A 17456-nucleotide genomic window follows, 5' to 3' on the forward strand; every position below is an offset into this window, starting at 1 on the left:
GGGGAAGGCTATCGTCTGAAAAAGCCTTCTCGCAACCGAGTAATCTATTTAAACAACAGTGGAGCAAGTTCACGCAGGCTCCGGCGCCAGGTCTGAAATTCGTGGCCGGTATTTTCCGAAACATAAGAAACTGCATTATAGCCCGCCTCTTTTAATGCCGAAACAGCATTTTTTACGCCTTCAGGACGTTCTTTGCTGCCACAGCTAATAAAAATTAATCTCGGTTTTGCTTTGTCTTTTAGCTCAGAAGGGTTGTATGTTCCGCCACTAAGCAGCGCGTAATAGCCAAAAAGTTCCGGTTTGTTTAGTGTAATGGTATGCGTCTCCATGCCTCCCATCGACAGTCCTGCCATGGCACGACCGTTTGAGGTGTTTATAGTTGAAAAATTGGCGTCTACATAAGGAATAAGTTCTTCGGTTAATACGGTTTGAAAACCATCAATCTTAAAGTCTTTCATGCGTCCCCATTTGGTTTCATTGGTCATGCCGTAGGTCATCACGATGATAAATGGCTTAGTTTTCCCTTCTGCAATCAGGTTGTCCATAATCAGGTTCGCACGGCCCTGATTACTCCAGGCAGTTTCATCTTCACCCCATCCATGCTGTAAATACAGCACAGGAAAACGTCGCTTATCTTTGCCATAACCTGGAGGTGTGTAAACGTATGCCCTGCGCGATGAATTTGTACTTTTTGAAGGAAAAAGGATTTGCTGCACATGTCCATGGGCTACATTTTTATTTGCATAGAAATCTTCATCCTTAGCAGGAATTTCAATTCCACTTTCCCATCGCGACGAGCCAAAATAGTTCATAGCGCCGGGGTCGTTAAATGTTCCGCCATCTATGGTCAGGTGATAATAGTGGAAACCCTCATCCATTGCACCTGCAGTGGTACCCGTAAAAAATCCGTCATCAGCTTTGTTGAGCTTAGTTCCTCCCTGCCCCCCAAGACCAAGACTTACCCTGATACTGTCTGATTGAGGTGCTTTGATGCGGAACCGCGCGTAGCCTTGTGAATTGACCTGCGGGAATTGCTGGCCGGGTTGGTTCGTTACAGCAGGTTTAAAATCTTCTTTAATTGGCTCCGGATTGTTTTGAGCCTGGCACATTCCATAGCTCAGGCTTGCTCCTAAAGCGATTATAATAAATTTGAATTTCATAATATTTGGTTATTTAAGTTGTTTCAGACCCGCTGCCTTCGATATTCAGAATTAAAACAGTTTCCTAAAGATAATTGATGTAATCCTAAAGGGTTGCTTAAATTGTTTAGTTTCCTAGCAGAAATGTTTAACAGCATCAACTACCAGGATCTTTATTTTGATTAGGTCATCTTTTAGTTCTGAAAATTAATGAGTTAGGTGGTTTTTGATGCGTAAGTCAGTAGGTAACCTTGATGATACGTTGAATCAAATGTTTGGCTTTCGAAACGAACAAAAAAGGCGGCCTGTAAACAGACCGCCTGAACCAAAATATAATTCTTTTTTATTTGCTAAGGGAGGCTAATGCATTTTCAGTGTTTAAGCTGGTTTTTGTATTGGCTGCAACAAATTTGTCCATAATCAGCTTTTGTCCTTTGCCCATTACCAGCATGTGGTCGCCGGTTGAACCGCTTAAGGTTAAATCGGCATGGTCTTCAATCACCGTATATAATCCTTCAGTTTGTGAGTTTAAATCCAGTGATGCATTTCCGCTTAGAAAAACCTGCAGGTATTGTGCATTAATTTTACCTTGTGTTTTTACTTTGGCATTATCCATGGCATGGATGCGGTAAATCTCATTTACATAAATGGTAAGTTTCGCGGTGCTGTTATCCAAAGAGGTAATCTCTAAGCCATCTCCGTTTTGCATAACCTTAACTTTGCCGGTATTTTCATCTGCATAGCTAATGCCGGTACGTTTTCCCTGTATAATGGTCAGCTCTACATTTCCTTTTACTTTGATGCGTTTGAAGCTCAATGCTTTTGAAGCGTGAACAGGTTTGATGGTTTCAGTTGCGTTAGCAGCTAATACTGCTGAAGTAGATAATACCAATGCTAAAGATGATGCGAATAATGTTTTGAATAAAGTTTTCATATGCTTTGAGTTTTATTTTTATACTGTTTTTATTGTTGTTTTGATATTAAGACGTGCAAGCACCGGAAACGTTTCAGCGCAAATCGCAGCATTATACCAGCCTGGAAAGCTAATCGACCAACGCCCGGAATTTAAAGACAAAAAGAGGGTGGTCGTTATGGATTTCAAGATTGCCCTATGTGTATGTCGGCTGAATGTCTGCTTTTTTCCACTGATTAAAACAGTTTTAATGCGTCTGTCCTCAATAAGGAGCAGGGAAATTGCTTTTAAAACATGTGCAAATTAATTAGCCACGGAAGCACAGAAATCACGGAGGAGATTAAAGTTTTTCCGTGTTTTTCGTGCTTCCGTGGCAAACATAATGCTTAGGCATGCGCAGAAAGAGGCAGAATTATCAGAGAAAAGTTAAAAGCGATTTCCCTGCAATAAGGAGTAATTCACATATATATTCAGTCAGAATAGCTTACCTTCGCAGCCTAAATTAAAACAGCCTTATTATGCAGTATCTCGTTAACAGTATCATTCCTGATATTAATGTCAATGAAACAAGAACCATTTTTGAAGGTTCTGAATTCTCGTTAAAACAATATGGAGGTGATGATTTCGTCACTTTTATGGATATTTTTTTTAATAATTACTCGAGAATACATAAACCTATTGGCACTTTAACGCATGATCTTAAATTTGAAGAAGAGCAGGACGAAAATTATTTATTGCAACCTAATGCAGTTTGCCTTGTTATTGAACGAAATGGAGAACCGGTATTTACCCAAATGGTAGCAAAGAGAGATTCCCGGCCTATTCATACCGACAAACTTTTCGGTCTTGATTACGAACGTTTCTACAATAATGAGATATCAACTGGCAATACTCTTTATTTTTTTGGTAAAGGTTCTATTAATTTAAGCTTATTTTCAGATGAAGAAAGAAAGACAATAATTTCGGAACTACAAACCGTACTTTATTATCTCATTTTCTTTATAGCCAGAAAAGACAATTGCAAAAATGTATATAGTTATATTAATCGTCTGATGGCCCGGTCAATGCAAAAGCAAAATATCAGTTACCAGAAAATAACTCCTTACACTATTCTTCGTGGAATTGATTATGTTGGTGTTAGTTATACCGGCCCAGACCTTGATTCGCTCATGGATAACTGCGATTTTGAAATGCTTGTTCAGAAATATTTCTAACGAACATTTAGTTTAGTGGCGTATTGTTTCCGGGAACTTAAAAAAGATCAGTGTATAAAAATTGGGTGAATCGTCCTCTTTTACTCAGTTTTTTGTATATTTGTGGTCTGGTATTTTTTTACCAGGAACTTTCTCTGGGGCCGTTCTTGGATTTGACGGGGTGGCGAAAGTTATGTTAGCATGCAGTGCGTTGTTCGGAGAGCACTTAAAGTGAACGATCACATTTTAGTTGGCGAAAATACTTACGCCTTAGCTGCTTAGTTTAGAACTAACTAGCTTTTGTCCCTCTAACTGCTGCATTGTTGGGTTAGAATCCGGGGCATCGAAACAACAAAGCTGGCTTTAAGGAGATACGACTTAAAGTGAGATAAAGTATCTAAGGATTTAAATAAGGTCGGTTTTCAGCCCGTTTATTTCCCGAAAATCAATTGAAAAATAAGCATGTAGAAGGTATAATTTATCTCACAACTGGACAAGGGTTCGACTCCCTTCGGCTCCACAAACGACCTTCATTATATAGTGAAGGTCGTTTTTATTTTTAGTTTGTTTTTACCCTCCAATTTGAGCGAATAGAGGCCTATTTTGGTTCGAGCCTTGGTGTGGTGCCCGTACTAGGGATTATTCCAAAAGCCCAATCAAATCAATGTAAATCCATTACATTCCGGCACTCTTTTGGTGTAATTTTATTACACTCTAAAGTATCCACCTAATTTCACTTAAAAGTGGTTATTAGAATGATTTTAAAGGGCTTTAAGCGTTGAAATTATTGTTCTGGATAATGCGGAACCACTAAGTTTTACATGCTTTGCAACTTCTTAAACTTGCGTAAAATCGAAAGATTGTTGCCTGTTCTGATATAGTTGTATTCTCGTTTAGAATTTTGCTAAACGGACGAGATGTAGCCTTTTGCGTAGCAAAAGAGGTTTGGAACGAGTTGCTACTTGAAATTCCCTGAATCTCAGATTATGAATATCGTATGGTCAATGGGATGGGTTTGCAAAAGCTAAACAATGGTTTTGGTGGCCAGTTTGGAACGAAAGGTGGTGGTTACTTTTGACGAAATCTACAACGACAAATTTGGAGTTTTTATAATTTTTTTTAATAAATGAATTTCTAAGGTTGTATTTAAAAAAGTCCAACAAAATAGGAAATATTTAAAAAGCTTTATAAAGTGTGTTTTTGCAGTAAGTTAATTGTTTTCAAATACTTACATTTGTGGGCGTATGAATAAGCGCTTTTTGTTTTTGGTTGCTCTGCTTTTCGCGGGGATAAATGTTTTTGGGCAGACACAACCAGTAATTAGCTCTTTTAGTCCACGGAATGGCCAGACAGGTTCTTCGGTCACCATTTCAGGGCTTCGTTTCAGCTCGGTGCTGGCAAACAACACCGTTTTTTTTGGAGATGTGAAAGCAACCGTAACGGCTGCTACAGCAACAGCTATTACGGCAACTGTGCCTGCGGGAGCATCCAATAAACCCATTACCGTTACCGTCAATCGTTTAATGGCATCTTCTACCAAGCCTTTTCGCGTTACCTACCCGGTTACGTACGGCACTTTTACCAATAATGCATTTTTGCTAAGCTCTAATGTCGCCCCCAGCACAGATTATTATCTTCAGGGATCATCAATGGCTACTGGAGATTTTGATGGTGATGGCAGGATAGACCTGGTTTCCTCAAACGAGTTTGGTGGCAGCGCTCTAGTATTCAAAAATACTGGCGATCCTAAACAGCCATTTTTGCCAACACATACCATAAAGCAAACACCGAACATCACTATTAATGATATTGTTACTGGAGATGTAAATGGAGACGGGAAGCTTGATATCGTCATGATTGCGGGTTCTGCTGTAAGGATTTACCTTAACACGGGGAACGCCGGTTCGTTTAATTTTGCGACCACTGCTGTTTCCGTTAGCTTCAATAACGAATGGGGAATGCTCAATTTGGCTGATATAGATGGTGATGGCAAGCTAGATATCTGTATCAACGGAGGTTCGGGCTTATCCATGATAAGGAACACGAGCACGGCCACTGCCATGTCTTTTGCAGCTCCTCAGAGCATAAGCCTTCCAAACTATGCAAATAACGTCATCATACAAGATATGGATGGCGACCTAAAACCAGATATTGTTTTTGGTTACGCGAAGAAATTTGGAATACTCTGGAACATCAGTACCATAGGTACCATAGCATTTAGTGCTAGGGTGGAGTTTGACAAGACTGAATATACACGCTTTACCGTTGCTGATGTAGATGGAGATGATAAGGCTGATGTGATCGTTTCGGAAACCAATGGGATTTCGGTCCATAAAAATCTGGGCACTGTTGGAAACATGACCTTTGCCGCCCCACAGGCGATAGCTGCAGACGTTACTGGTACGCTTAGCACAGGCGACCTCAATGGAGATGGCAAGCCGGAAATCATCATCTCGAACGAATTTAAGAAATTTCAGGTGTTGTGCAATACTTCCACTGGGGGTACCATATCCTTTGCCGCCGGCGATATTTGTTATTCAAATTCCTATCTCGGTAAATTGGTAATAGCAGACTGGAATAATGATGGGAGACTAGATATTGGAATTAACCATTCTAGTACTACGGCATCTATCCTGGTCAATCAGATCGAAGCGCCAGCCATAAATACCTATCAGATTCATCCCACCACAGGTCTCGTTACCATTAAGGGAAGTAATTTTACGGGCATAAGCGCTGTGAAATTTGGTGCTGCCGCTGCATTAAGCTTTGCGGTCATCTCAGAAAATGAGATTACAGCTACTTCACCAGAAGATATTCAAGGTGTTATTACGGTAACGGGCTCAAACGGGGTAGCCAGTCTAAGTGGCTTTTCCAATTATCGTGCGCCATCTATTACCTCGTTTGCTCCATTAACAGGCGTTGTGGGCAGTACAATTAGCATTACAGGCAAAAACTTTAGCCCAACCATAGCAGAAAACAAAGTATATTTTGGCACTGTTGCAGGAGTGGTTACCGCTGCAACACCAAATTTATTAACAGTAATTGTTCCAACTGGCGCAAGCTATTCGCGATTAACGGTAACAACCAATTCGTTAAAGGCAGTGTCGAGCCATTATTTTAATGTCAGTTTCGGTAACGGTACTGCAGTTTTTCCGTCCACAGATTCATTTGCGAATTCGAATACCACGTTGTTGACCGCCACTACCGCAATTACACTTTCATCTGTTGCGCTATCAGATTTGGATGGTGATGGGAAAACAGATCTGATGGTTGGAAAATGGGACTATCTAGACTTCTATAGCAATACCGGAGATCCCACTGCGCCTTATACAGTTAGGCCTAATTACAGTTTAACACTTGAACCCAATTCCAACTACCATCTCGCAGATCTAGATGGCGACGGAAAATCGGACATCGTTAGCAGTAGTAAAAATGCTGAGGAATATAAATCTAATATCAGCTTCTATAAAAATGTTAGTACTTCTAGTGCAGTGCTCTTCGAAAAAAAGGTGGTTGTTGGTCCAGAGATTGCCAGAGGCAATAATTTGGTTACCGGCGATTTTGATGGGGATGGCAAAGAAGAACTCGTTACCTACGATTACCAGTCGCCCATTAGAATTTTTAGAAACATAGGGACACCTGGGGAAACATCTTTTGACAAAGTTCCTATGATAATTGATCACGCCGACCCTAATATCGTAGGATTTGATGGTGTGCAGGTTATAGACCTTGATGGGGATGGCAAACAGGATATTGTAGCTTCTTATAGATCGAGCGTAACTGGCTATGGTTTATTGTTCTTTAAAAATATCAGTGAAAATGGCACTTTTGCTTTTATCAAGCAGAATGCAATTACGGGAATTTCGCTGTTCAATTTTAATTTGGCAGATCTTAATAATGATGGCCTTCCAGATATAGTACTTAGCGTTAATGCCGCCTCGCAAAATGTCAAGATTTTTGAAAATAAAAGTGAAAATGGAACGATCTCGTTTGCATCAGGCACAAGCTATACCGTAGGGACGAGTAGTAGTATTTTATTGTTTGGTGATCTGGATGGGGATGGCAAGCCTGATATGATCTTGACAACTACGGGCAACAAAATAGCCATACTTAAAAATATAGGAACTGGAAGCACGATTGTATTTAGTGCTCATGTGGAGCTTTCCATTGGTGATAGAGTGGCCAAAATAGCGATGGCAGATATCAATAATGATGGAAAATTGGATCTGGCTATTATTGATGGCAGCAGCACCGTTGGTGAGCTTAAAAAAACCAATATATTTTTCAATGTAGTTAAACAACCTACCCTAACAAAGGCAGAGATTACTGTTCCGGGAGCAAATATTACGGTAAAACTGAGCGGGACGAACTTAGAGGGCGCAACAAAGCTGACTGTGGCTGGTGTGGTGGTATCTACTTTTTCCGTAATTTCGGGTACCGAGATAGTTGCGCAATTTTCTGCCCAGCTTTCGGGTACGGTTTCGGTTACCACTGCCTACGGAACTGCCAATCTATATGGTTTTTCTTCAAAACCCGTTCCTTTGATCCAATCTTTTTCGCCAGCTAAGGGACCCATTGGTACAGAGGTTACCCTTACTGGATTAAATTTTGATCCGATCAGTACAAATAACACCGTATTCTTTGGAGCTGTAAGGGCAGAGGTAACGAGTGCTAGCGCTACAACAATTAGTGTGAAAGTTCCAACTGGGGCGAACCATCTGCCCATATCGGTAGCTACTGGTGGGCTAATTGCTTATTCCAAATCACCTTTTATCGTTACTTATGAAAATGGTGCTTCAGTATTTTTAAAAAGAAATGCTTTTGCGCCAAAGTACGATATACCTACATCAGAACCTCTGTATATTGGGATGTATGTAAATTCGGCAGATCTGGATGGTGATGGTAGACCGGATCTGATAACCACAGACAAGATATTCCGTAACACAAGCGACCCTAAGCGTCCGTTTGTGGCAACAGATTTCTTTAAACTGCCTTTTAGCGGCCGTGTCATATTTGCAGATTTAGATGGTGATGGGAAGTTGGATATGGCCAGTCTTGGAGAAACAACGGTTAGGGTTCATCGTAATACTAGTAACGTTGGTAATTTCTCTTTTGAGTCTAGTAAGCTGTTCTCTGTAGGGCAAATTGCTTCTAATATAGTGGCTGGTGATATTGATGGTGATGGAAAAATTGATCTCATCACTTCCAATAGGCAATCCAATACAGTTTCGGTGCTAAGAAACATTAGTATAAACAATGTACTTGATTTTGCTCCTCAACAAGATTATGCTACAGGCTCAGACCCGACTGATCTTTGCGTGGCCGATTTTGATAACGATGGTAAGTTGGATATTGCTACCTCGAACTTTGTGACCTATAATATCTCGGTACTGAAGAACAATAGCGTAAATGGTATGATCAGTTTTGGTACAAGACAGGATTACAGTACCAATGATGCGACCACAAGTATTGTTGCCGGCGACCTTGACGGAGATGGGAAAGTGGACTTGGTGACGAGCAGTTTCCAATATTTTTCTGGTGCACGTGAGGGGGCAACCTTTAAAAATTTGAGTACCAATGGTACGATTTTGTTCTCTCCTAAAATTAACTACTTCCAGAAAAGTAGCGAACAGCATATCAATGCTAAGCTTGCTGACATGGATGGAGACGGTAAGCCTGATCTGATTACCGCAGATCGTTCCGCTGAAATTGTTCATTTATATCCGAATATCAGTACTTCGACTACCTTGGCTTTTGGTGGTCAGTCTACCAAGACGCTCATCGCCAATCAGTATGCTTATGATGTGGTTGTTGGGGATTGGAATTTAGATGGTAAACCAGATTTAGCTGTTAAAAACGGCTCTTGGATATCAATTTTGCTAAACCAAGCAGGCTTAACTACGCCAGAGATTACCAAACTTACACCAGCCCTTGGAGGAGAGAACTCAACAATTACCTTAACGGGAAATTTCTTCGATCAGGCAACTTCTGTTACTTTTGGTGGTATAGAGGCGAAAAGCTTTACGGTTATTTCTGCCAACACTATCCAAGCGGTTGTAGCTCTAAACCAAGGGCCTGTTAACCCTCAAGAGGTGACCGTTACCACACCTAAAGGTATTGCGTTGATTGAAGGTTTTACTTATGTACGTAAGCCAACAATTACTTCTTATACGGTAAGTGGGGTAGCGCCTAACTTTACGGTGGTCGTAAATGGATTTGATTTAACAGGCGCCACTGCGGTAAGCTTTGGAGGCATTGCAGTTGGGTCTTTCGTGGTCAATAACACCAATAAAATTACTGTAACATCGCAGGTGCCCATAGTTGGCGATTTATCGGTTACTACACCCGGAGGCAACACCATTTATAAAAAAGAAGATGTTGTACCAACCATATCTTCGCTAGATACCTATACTGCGGCTACAGGAGAGCATGTAGAGATTACAGGAACAAACTTTGAAAATGTTAGCAAAGTCACTTTTGGAGGTGTGCTGGCACAATCATTCAATAGGGTAAGCGGTACAAAGATAATAGCTGTTGTTGGAAATGGAGCAAGTGGCGATGTAGAAGTTACCACCTCAACAGGTACTGCTAAACTAGCGGGATTTGTTTACCTTTCACCGCCAGCCATAACTTCTTTTTCTCCTACAACTGCGAGGTTAAACGAAACGGTAATTATTACAGGTGTTAATTTTGCCAATGTTACAGCCGTAAAGTTCGGAAATGTTGCCGCTGCTTCCTTTACTGTCGTTTCTCCAACAAGTATTCAAGCTATTGTTGGAAACGGAGCAAGTGGTGACGTAGAAGTTATTTCTTCAAGAGGAACTGCTAAGTTAACTGGTTTTAGTTACCTTCCGCCGCCAGAAATAACTTCTTTTTCTCCCACGACTGCCATTGCAAACCAACTGGTTACTATCAAAGGAACCAATTTTGTTAATGTTATTGGCGTAACCTTTGGCGATATTGCCGCCGCTTCTTTTAATGTTGTATCACCCACAACCATTGAAGCTATTGTAGCTAATGGTTCCTCTGGAGATATTAAGATTACTACCTTGGCTGGTGCGGTTTCAAAAACTGGATTTATTTTTTCTACAAAACCAACTGTTACTGCGGTAAGCACATTAGTTGGTGGTACAGGAACTCAAATTACTATTAGCGGGATCAATCTATCGGCAATTACCTCTGTTACTTTTGGAGGAAAAGCAGCAGGGTCTTTTACCATATTGTCAGCAACAGAAATTAGTGCGGTAATTGCAGACGGAGCTTCTGGTGAAATTTTGGTCACCAACAACAAGGGGGAGATGGCTTCCTATCAAGGATTTGTCTTTGTCCCAAAACCAGTCATTAGCGTTATTGGCAGTTCTACTTTGATCAATCACGCTACTGCAGTACTTAAAGCAAATACTGGCAAAACTTTTAGCTATATCTGGAAAAAAGATGGCGTGACCATTGCAGGGAAAACTACCGATGAAATAGAAATTAGCCAAAAAGGAAGTTATACGGTTAGCATCGTAAAGGGTACATACACAACTGTTTCCGAGGTTGTGATTATTGAAGCCTATTTTATGCTACCTGCTGATAATTTTAAAATACAGAGCTTCGGTACTAGCTGTATAGGTACTAAAAACGGATCTTTTACAATTACCGCATTAAGCCCTCAAAGCTATCAGGCTTCAATAGAAGGAAATGGAATTACCAAGAAGCAAGCTTTTGGAACCCATCTTGAAGTGAAAGAACTTCTCCCTGGATCATATAATGTATGTGTAACCGTAGATGGGCAGGCAGATTTTAAGCAATGCTTTACCATAGTGATTTCAGAACCTCAAAACCTGGCCGTGTATGCTTCGTTAAAAGCAACTGGAGACAAGTTGAGGCTACAGCTTACTGGTGGAACTAGTTATACGATCGACCTTAACGGCGTGCTAATACAAACAAATCAAGGTGATATTGAATTGCCATTGAAAAATGGTGCAAACACACTCAAAGTAACCACAGATAAGCTGTGTCAGGGGACTTTCGATAAAACTATTTTTTATACTTCTTCGGTATCGATCTATCCAAATCCTTTTAAGGAAAAATTGAATATACAGTTTCCGCTATCTTCTTATGGAAAAGTAAGTGTCTCTATATTCGATACACAGGGTAAGACAGCTTTTAGAAATGATTTTTATTCGATAGGGAGTTCAATTGATTTAAACCTTAATGGGCTCAATGCTGGAGTTTACATGTTAAAAATTACTACGGAGAACACGGAAACCATTCATAAAATTATTAAGCAATGAGAAAAATAACCATCTTTCTGTTAATATTGGCTATGTTAGGTTGTAATAAAAGTAAGGAAGAACCAAAGATACTGCCGCCAACGAAAGCTAAACTCATTTTTCCAGCTAAAGACGAAGCATGTATCTCTGGTAAATTTGTTTCTGATAGCCAAAATAACATCAATTTTATGTGGGAGAAAGCTGATAATGCCGACTCCTATGAATTGAATATCAAAAATTTAATTACCAATAAAATAGTAACAATCAATGTGACTGATAATACTAAAGATGTTGTATTAGATAAAAGTACACCTTATTCATGGTACGTTATTGCCAAGAATCTAAAGAGTGACGAGAAGCCTGTAAGCGAAACTTGGAAATTTTATAATTCTGGGCCAGGTGCTAGCAATTATATTCCCTATCCTGCTGAAGCAGTTGCACCAAAAATGGGGGAAACGGTGGTCGCTACAGCTAATCGCGCTACACTGCAATGGACCGCTTTAGATCTTGATAATGATATCAAAAGTTATACGCTGTATTTGGATACCAACCCGAACCCAGCGTTATTTAAAGAGAATTACACAATAAATAGCGCCAAAGATATTTATCTTTATAGCAATACTATTTACTATTGGAAAATCGTAACTATTGATTTGATGGGGAATTCATCAGAATCTATCGTGTATAAATTTACTGTCCGTTAAAAGCTAAATATCTACTATTGTTATATTAACAGTTGTTCAAATGATGTTTGGTTTTTTACTAACATTGGATGGATTAAAATTTGTTAAAATACTTTCAATATTTGATTATTGGAAAAACCTCATTTCGATTTGAGCTATTATATATTATCTTGATTAGAGAATAAGGAGACTTGGCCAAGATTTTCTAGGAAATTATGAATAAGTTACTAGACCAAGTTTACGAAATCTTGATCGGCTTTGTACTTTAGTTTTGATAAAGTGAAAATTTACCTAACGCTATGGAGCTGTTTTCTTACGGTTATTTTGGCAATTATATTGTTATCTTCAATCTTACTAGAAAATTCTATGGGAATTGAAGCTTTTGGTATTTTTTAAACAATCAAATGGTTCAAACTTTACCCTGTGTCGTCACTTTGAATCGCCCTTAAATCAACCAAAAGCTTTAAATCGCCAATAAAACGGTTCAAGTTTTCCCTTGTGTCGCCCACTAAAAAAAACCGAACCCTAAAAGTTCGGTTTTTTTATCTATATATAATTATGTTAATTAAGTGATTAATTTTTAATATATTAATTTATTCTTAAGAGAGCCAGGGTTCGAATCCATCGAATTCCAAATTAAGCGTCCAAAGAGCAAAACGAGCTATTAATAACCTATAATATGGTGACTTATTGGACAAACCAATTAATTTGACCCCATTCAACCACTTTTATGGTTTTTGTAATTTGACTGGAAATTAAGGTGTTGTACTGAAATTATTTTTGGCGAGATGGGGTCAGCGTACTCTGGTTTATCCAGAAAGTACCTACAAACGTAGTGAAAGATGGTACATTAAAACGGATCAAGCTCCCAGGTATTGATCGTTTTTACATGAGCCAGCGAAAAGGCCGTATCTGATTACCCCTTCTTTACCTGTTGTTTACCCTTTCTTGCTACCAGGTTAACCCCAGGGTTACCCCATGGTTACCCCGGCTTTACCCTTTGGTTACCTAAAAGGTAAAGCCAGGGTCTATTTTGGCCGATCAGCTACACTCGTTATGGTTATGCTGCCCTTAAGCAGGACGCCACAAGCCCCCTGTTCGTATACAGGAGCTAACTGTTGACGGCCCATTTTAGCTCATTATCCTCGCAAATTGGCTCAATTTAGCCCATTTAAGTCCAAAATGAGGTGATAATGCCGCCAGGCCGCCAGATTTGGATCATGTATTTAAACATACCGGTATAACAGAAATCCTTAGAACAAATATTTTTTTACTTAAAAAATAAAAATTATGGCAACGTATTCAACATGCGCATTCTCTGGCAAAGTAGTCGGTGGAATTGGCAGATCGGGCATCAGCAAGCGCAAACCGGGCGTCAGCTTCAGCAACAAAAGCACAGCCTGGAAAACACAAAGAATAAAAACGAAGGGGCAGCACATTGATAAAAGTAAAAAGCCGCGCTGGGTCGTGGTTCGCATAGGATTGGTAGTAACACTTGGCCTGGCTTACTGGCTAGTGAGAAAACGGCTCTTTGCCTGAATATTAAAATGCTCCCTTTAAACAAAGTTTGGGGGAGCATTTATATAGCGCGTTCAATAAGACAGCGCCAAAACTGGATGTTTTACGAAACTGAATGAGATTTATTCATCGTCGTGAAATAGCCAGATAACAGCATCATCATCATTAGGCCATCCACTTTTCTGATCTAAATCAGGCCCGGTTTGATGAGAATTATTTTTCAATTCTTAAGTTATCTTAATCCGACAATCCAATGTTATCGGTATAAATACCTGTTTTTTAAAACAGGTATTTATGCTCATATTTTATTTTTTTATTTAAAATAATTTAGCAGTAACAAATGCATTTGGACAGTGAAGCAGTAATCACTTAAAAAACGGACTGACCTCGTTCAGTTTAAAACAGCGAGGGGCGCAACCCGAAAAGCCTTATGAGTAGGAATAAACCCTTTTTATGATAACATTGACGCTCCAGTCGGTGCAGACTTGTATTATGGCAGCTTTCGCGCAATACAGGACGGGCACTCCAGGCACCATTAGCGTACCTACCGCACAAGGAAACGTAAACGTAACCTGCGTGATAAACGACACCATGTTCAATACTGGATTCCCGGGTTATAAAATGAGCACAGCAGATGTATCCAGACTACGCACCTGGTGCACCAGCCATCCCGGCAATATTAGTGGCACCAATTGGTCATTTGGATTCAGAGGCACAAGCCCGTCCCATCCCGATTCCGTAAACGTTACCCTTATCAGCCTCACTCCAAACATGTTCAACTTCCATGTTTACCTTACTTAATCATTTATCATTTATTAACAAACATCCTTAAACTAAAAACTATGAGCAACACGATTATCAGTGGGCAAATTACCATCACTATCGGTAGTGCCCCTATTACCCTTACCACGGCCGACATCAATGCCAGCCCTAAAGTATTTGCATTGCCTGCAGGTGAAACCGTAGATGTTAATCTTGGTGACCTGAACACATACCTGAACACTAACTTTAGCATACCTGCGGTTAGCTTTCCGGGCATCACGGAAACCAATCTCGTTATTTCAAAATTCAATATATCCTCGGCCGGTATTTTCGACATAGCCGTAAACTTTGTATTCGGCAACGGACAAGGTTGGGAAATATTCTCAGGCTTTACGCTGAATGAAGTAGGTTTTGAAGTAAACTATGCGAAGGTACCTGTGCTGTACGGCGCTTCACCTAACACAGGCCAGGTAGCCGAAGTAGTAGCCATAACAGGTAATGACCTGGCTGCACCAACGAAAATCATGTTTGGTGCTACCGAAGCTCCTGTTGCATCTATTACATCGCTATCAGCTACAGGCTTCTCGGTTCCGGTTCCGGCAGGTACGGCTGCGGGCAGCGCATCTATAACGGTGACAACCGCCGACGGTACTTCAAATGCATTGCCGTTTACCGTTACAGTCTGATCTTCAGTCGACTAAGGTATTCTGTCAACCTTCCCTATCAACATATGAACACCATTCTTTCAGCCACCGGACTGCTTAAAATTGCAAACATCCCACTTAACTGCCAGGGAAGTTACAGCGCAGGTCAGTGGCTGATCGATGCTACATGGCAGGTCGGAGCAGGACAATCGATTAGTGTTACCAGCCTTGTTAATCAAATTACCCCGGGCTTCAGTTTTGACCCCGGGAATTTGTTGCCCGCCGTAAATTTCACGGCATTACAGGTCAGCTTCAATCCAAATGTCAAATCTACTTTTTCCTGTACGGCCAATATAAACTGGAACCAGCCTTTTGGCATACCGATAGGACTGGGTATCCAGTGCCTTAATTTTTCGTTGCAAAAGCAACCAAATATACCACTGCAGATACAAGCCAGCGGCAATGTGAAGGTGGACAATGTAGGCGCTAATGTAGCCGTTTATTTTACAGGAGGCAGCCCCGATTTCATCCTGGTAGATGCCATAAAAACCATTAGCCTCAGCGGCATCGTAAAACAATTTTTTGGCAGCGGCGCAAGTATCCCCGGCAATTTCATAGACCTTAGCTTTGCCGGTAATCAGATCTATTATCTGGCACAAAACGGCACAGTGCCTTCCGGCCTTTCGATAGCATCGCCGCAGCAGGGTTTAAATATGGCTTCGCAATGCACGCTTACGCTTGCAGGCTATCAATTTCCTGCTGTAGAGATAAACGTGAATGTAGCCAGCGGCAATGGCGTTTCCGTTAGTGGCACATTTGAAAACAGCATATCCATAGCGGGCTTTTTAACCCTTACAGGCGCCAATGCAGGCTATACCAACGGGCCTTCGCTCAACATCACCACTAAAAATAACAGCAAAACCTTCGGGCTGGATTGCGGTTTGCAGTTCCTCGGCAAAAACTTCGGGACGGCGGGCATGACAATTACCAATCAAAATGGCCAGACCGTATTAAATGCCACGCTTTCATACAACGGCACATTGGGGCCATTCACCAACCCTAGCCTGAGTTTGCAATATAAAGATGCGCACTTCTCCATTACCAACTGGCCGGGAGTGAGTGCGGCAAACCTTGCCATAGATTTTGCAAAAACGCTGAAAGATATAAACAGCGCACAGGGTTGCGGCAAAATACTGGACCTGGTACTGAACAAGACTGTAGAAACCAATTTTACCATCAGCCCCGACTTTACTACCAAAAAGCCTGAGATACCCGGCGTGGCAGACGGACAGTTCTATATAGTGCTTACGGGATTTTACACTATTTCTGCAGCAGGTACCGTAGTATGTTCGCTCGACCTGCCAACGCTTGCCTTGTCGTTCAAAACACCCTCGGACTTTAGCTTCGACAGCATTATGAGCCTGCTAGGGCAGACCATTGTAGACAATGCGGTGGCAGTGGTACAGCAGCTGGTAAATAACCAGAAAGCACTTGCGCAATTTATACTGGTATTTGCAGGTAAGGCAGCGGCGTCAAAAATAGCAGACCAGATATGCGATAAGCTGCTGTCTGCCGCGCTTGATGCATTTTTAGCCGGAGTGGGCTCTGTTGCAGGCGATGTACTGGGGGCCCTCGGCGCTGCGGCTGGAGCCCTTGTAGGTATGGGCTGCGGCTCTAGTTCGGGTGGCGGCGGTGGCGGTGGTGGTGGCGGCAGCAACCCCGGCATATCACCTTTGCCCACACCGCAGATACAGACTTCTGTACTGAATGGCAATAACTGGAGCATCACATGGGACGCTGTAGGTGGCACTAACTACTATCAGGTCATTATTACCGACAGCAGCAGCAAATGTATTGATGTACAGTACGTAGCGGTTACCACAGCTACGATACAGCTTCCGGCAGCGTTTGTAAATGCGCCTTACACCTGTCAGGTAGTGGCATGGGCAAACCCGGGCATGAATTACAACAGCGCGGCAGCAAACATGGCACTCAGCCAGCTAGGGCAGCCCGCCTCTGCCACTATGAGCGTGGACTATAAGACGGGTGTATTGACCTGCGTTTTTGCACCGATAATAAATGCCACGGGATATGCAACAGCTTGGTATGATAGCGGCGGCGCGCGAATGGCTCAAACCACAATTTTTACGATAGACAACGGAAATGTAAATGCCGTTTTCATTATAAAAAACCTGTCACCGGTACCCAAGCAATATACTATTGGTATTACTGCTACGGGTGGGGCCCAATACATTCCCGGCAACCAATGGATTTCGCCTGTGCAGCAACTAAACTGGGGTATTGGCTATACCGATATTGACGGTACGTTTAATGTTTCTTAAAAAA

General features: G+C 41.3%; 8 protein-coding genes and 1 other RNA gene. 7 read left to right on the top strand and 2 right to left on the bottom strand.

The window, feature by feature from the left end:
- Positions 1-44 precede the first annotated feature (44 nt).
- The gene (locus tag IM793_RS02680) at positions 45-1160 is read right to left on the bottom strand and encodes an alpha/beta hydrolase-fold protein (RefSeq protein ID WP_193419625.1); all 1116 of its coding nucleotides are present in this window, start codon (positions 1158-1160) and stop codon (positions 45-47) included.
- A gap of 322 nt (positions 1161-1482) precedes the next feature.
- Complete coding sequence (locus IM793_RS02685; RefSeq protein WP_193419626.1) at positions 1483-2073, bottom strand: GIN domain-containing protein; 591 nt, start codon at positions 2071-2073, stop codon at positions 1483-1485.
- A 497-nt stretch (positions 2074-2570) separates the two neighbouring features.
- Here IM793_RS02685 and IM793_RS02690 point away from each other — a divergent pair, with 497 nt between their 5' ends.
- The 7 genes from IM793_RS02690 to IM793_RS02720 all read left to right on the top strand — a co-directional run bounded on the left by IM793_RS02690 (position 2571) and on the right by IM793_RS02720 (position 17452).
- The gene (locus IM793_RS02690; protein ID WP_193419627.1) at positions 2571-3266 is read left to right on the top strand and encodes a hypothetical protein; all 696 of its coding nucleotides are present in this window, start codon (positions 2571-2573) and stop codon (positions 3264-3266) included.
- 136 nt (positions 3267-3402) lie between these two features.
- Positions 3403-3768, top strand: a transfer-messenger RNA (tmRNA) gene (ssrA, locus tag IM793_RS02695).
- A 721-nt stretch (positions 3769-4489) separates the two neighbouring features.
- Positions 4490-11524, top strand: a complete 7035-nt coding sequence (locus tag IM793_RS02700) for an FG-GAP-like repeat-containing protein (RefSeq protein ID WP_193419628.1) — start codon at positions 4490-4492, stop codon at positions 11522-11524.
- Positions 11521-12207: a hypothetical protein gene (locus tag IM793_RS02705; RefSeq protein ID WP_193419629.1), complete on the top strand. Its 687-nt coding sequence runs from the start codon at positions 11521-11523 to the stop codon at positions 12205-12207. The genes IM793_RS02700 and IM793_RS02705 overlap by 4 nt, the downstream gene beginning before the upstream one ends.
- A gap of 1950 nt (positions 12208-14157) precedes the next feature.
- The gene (locus tag IM793_RS02710) at positions 14158-14505 is read left to right on the top strand and encodes a hypothetical protein (RefSeq protein WP_193419630.1); all 348 of its coding nucleotides are present in this window, start codon (positions 14158-14160) and stop codon (positions 14503-14505) included.
- A 41-nt stretch (positions 14506-14546) separates the two neighbouring features.
- On the top strand, positions 14547-15152 hold the full coding sequence (locus IM793_RS02715; protein ID WP_193419631.1) for a hypothetical protein: 606 nt from the start codon (positions 14547-14549) through the stop codon (positions 15150-15152).
- A gap of 44 nt (positions 15153-15196) precedes the next feature.
- Positions 15197-17452 (top strand): hypothetical protein, encoded by a 2256-nt coding sequence (locus IM793_RS02720; RefSeq protein WP_193419632.1) that lies wholly within the window; start codon positions 15197-15199, stop codon positions 17450-17452.
- Positions 17453-17456: the final 4 nt, after the last annotated feature.

This window comes from Pedobacter sp. MR2016-19, assembly GCF_014947265.1.
In the GTDB taxonomy this organism is placed as follows: domain Bacteria; phylum Bacteroidota; class Bacteroidia; order Sphingobacteriales; family Sphingobacteriaceae; genus Pedobacter.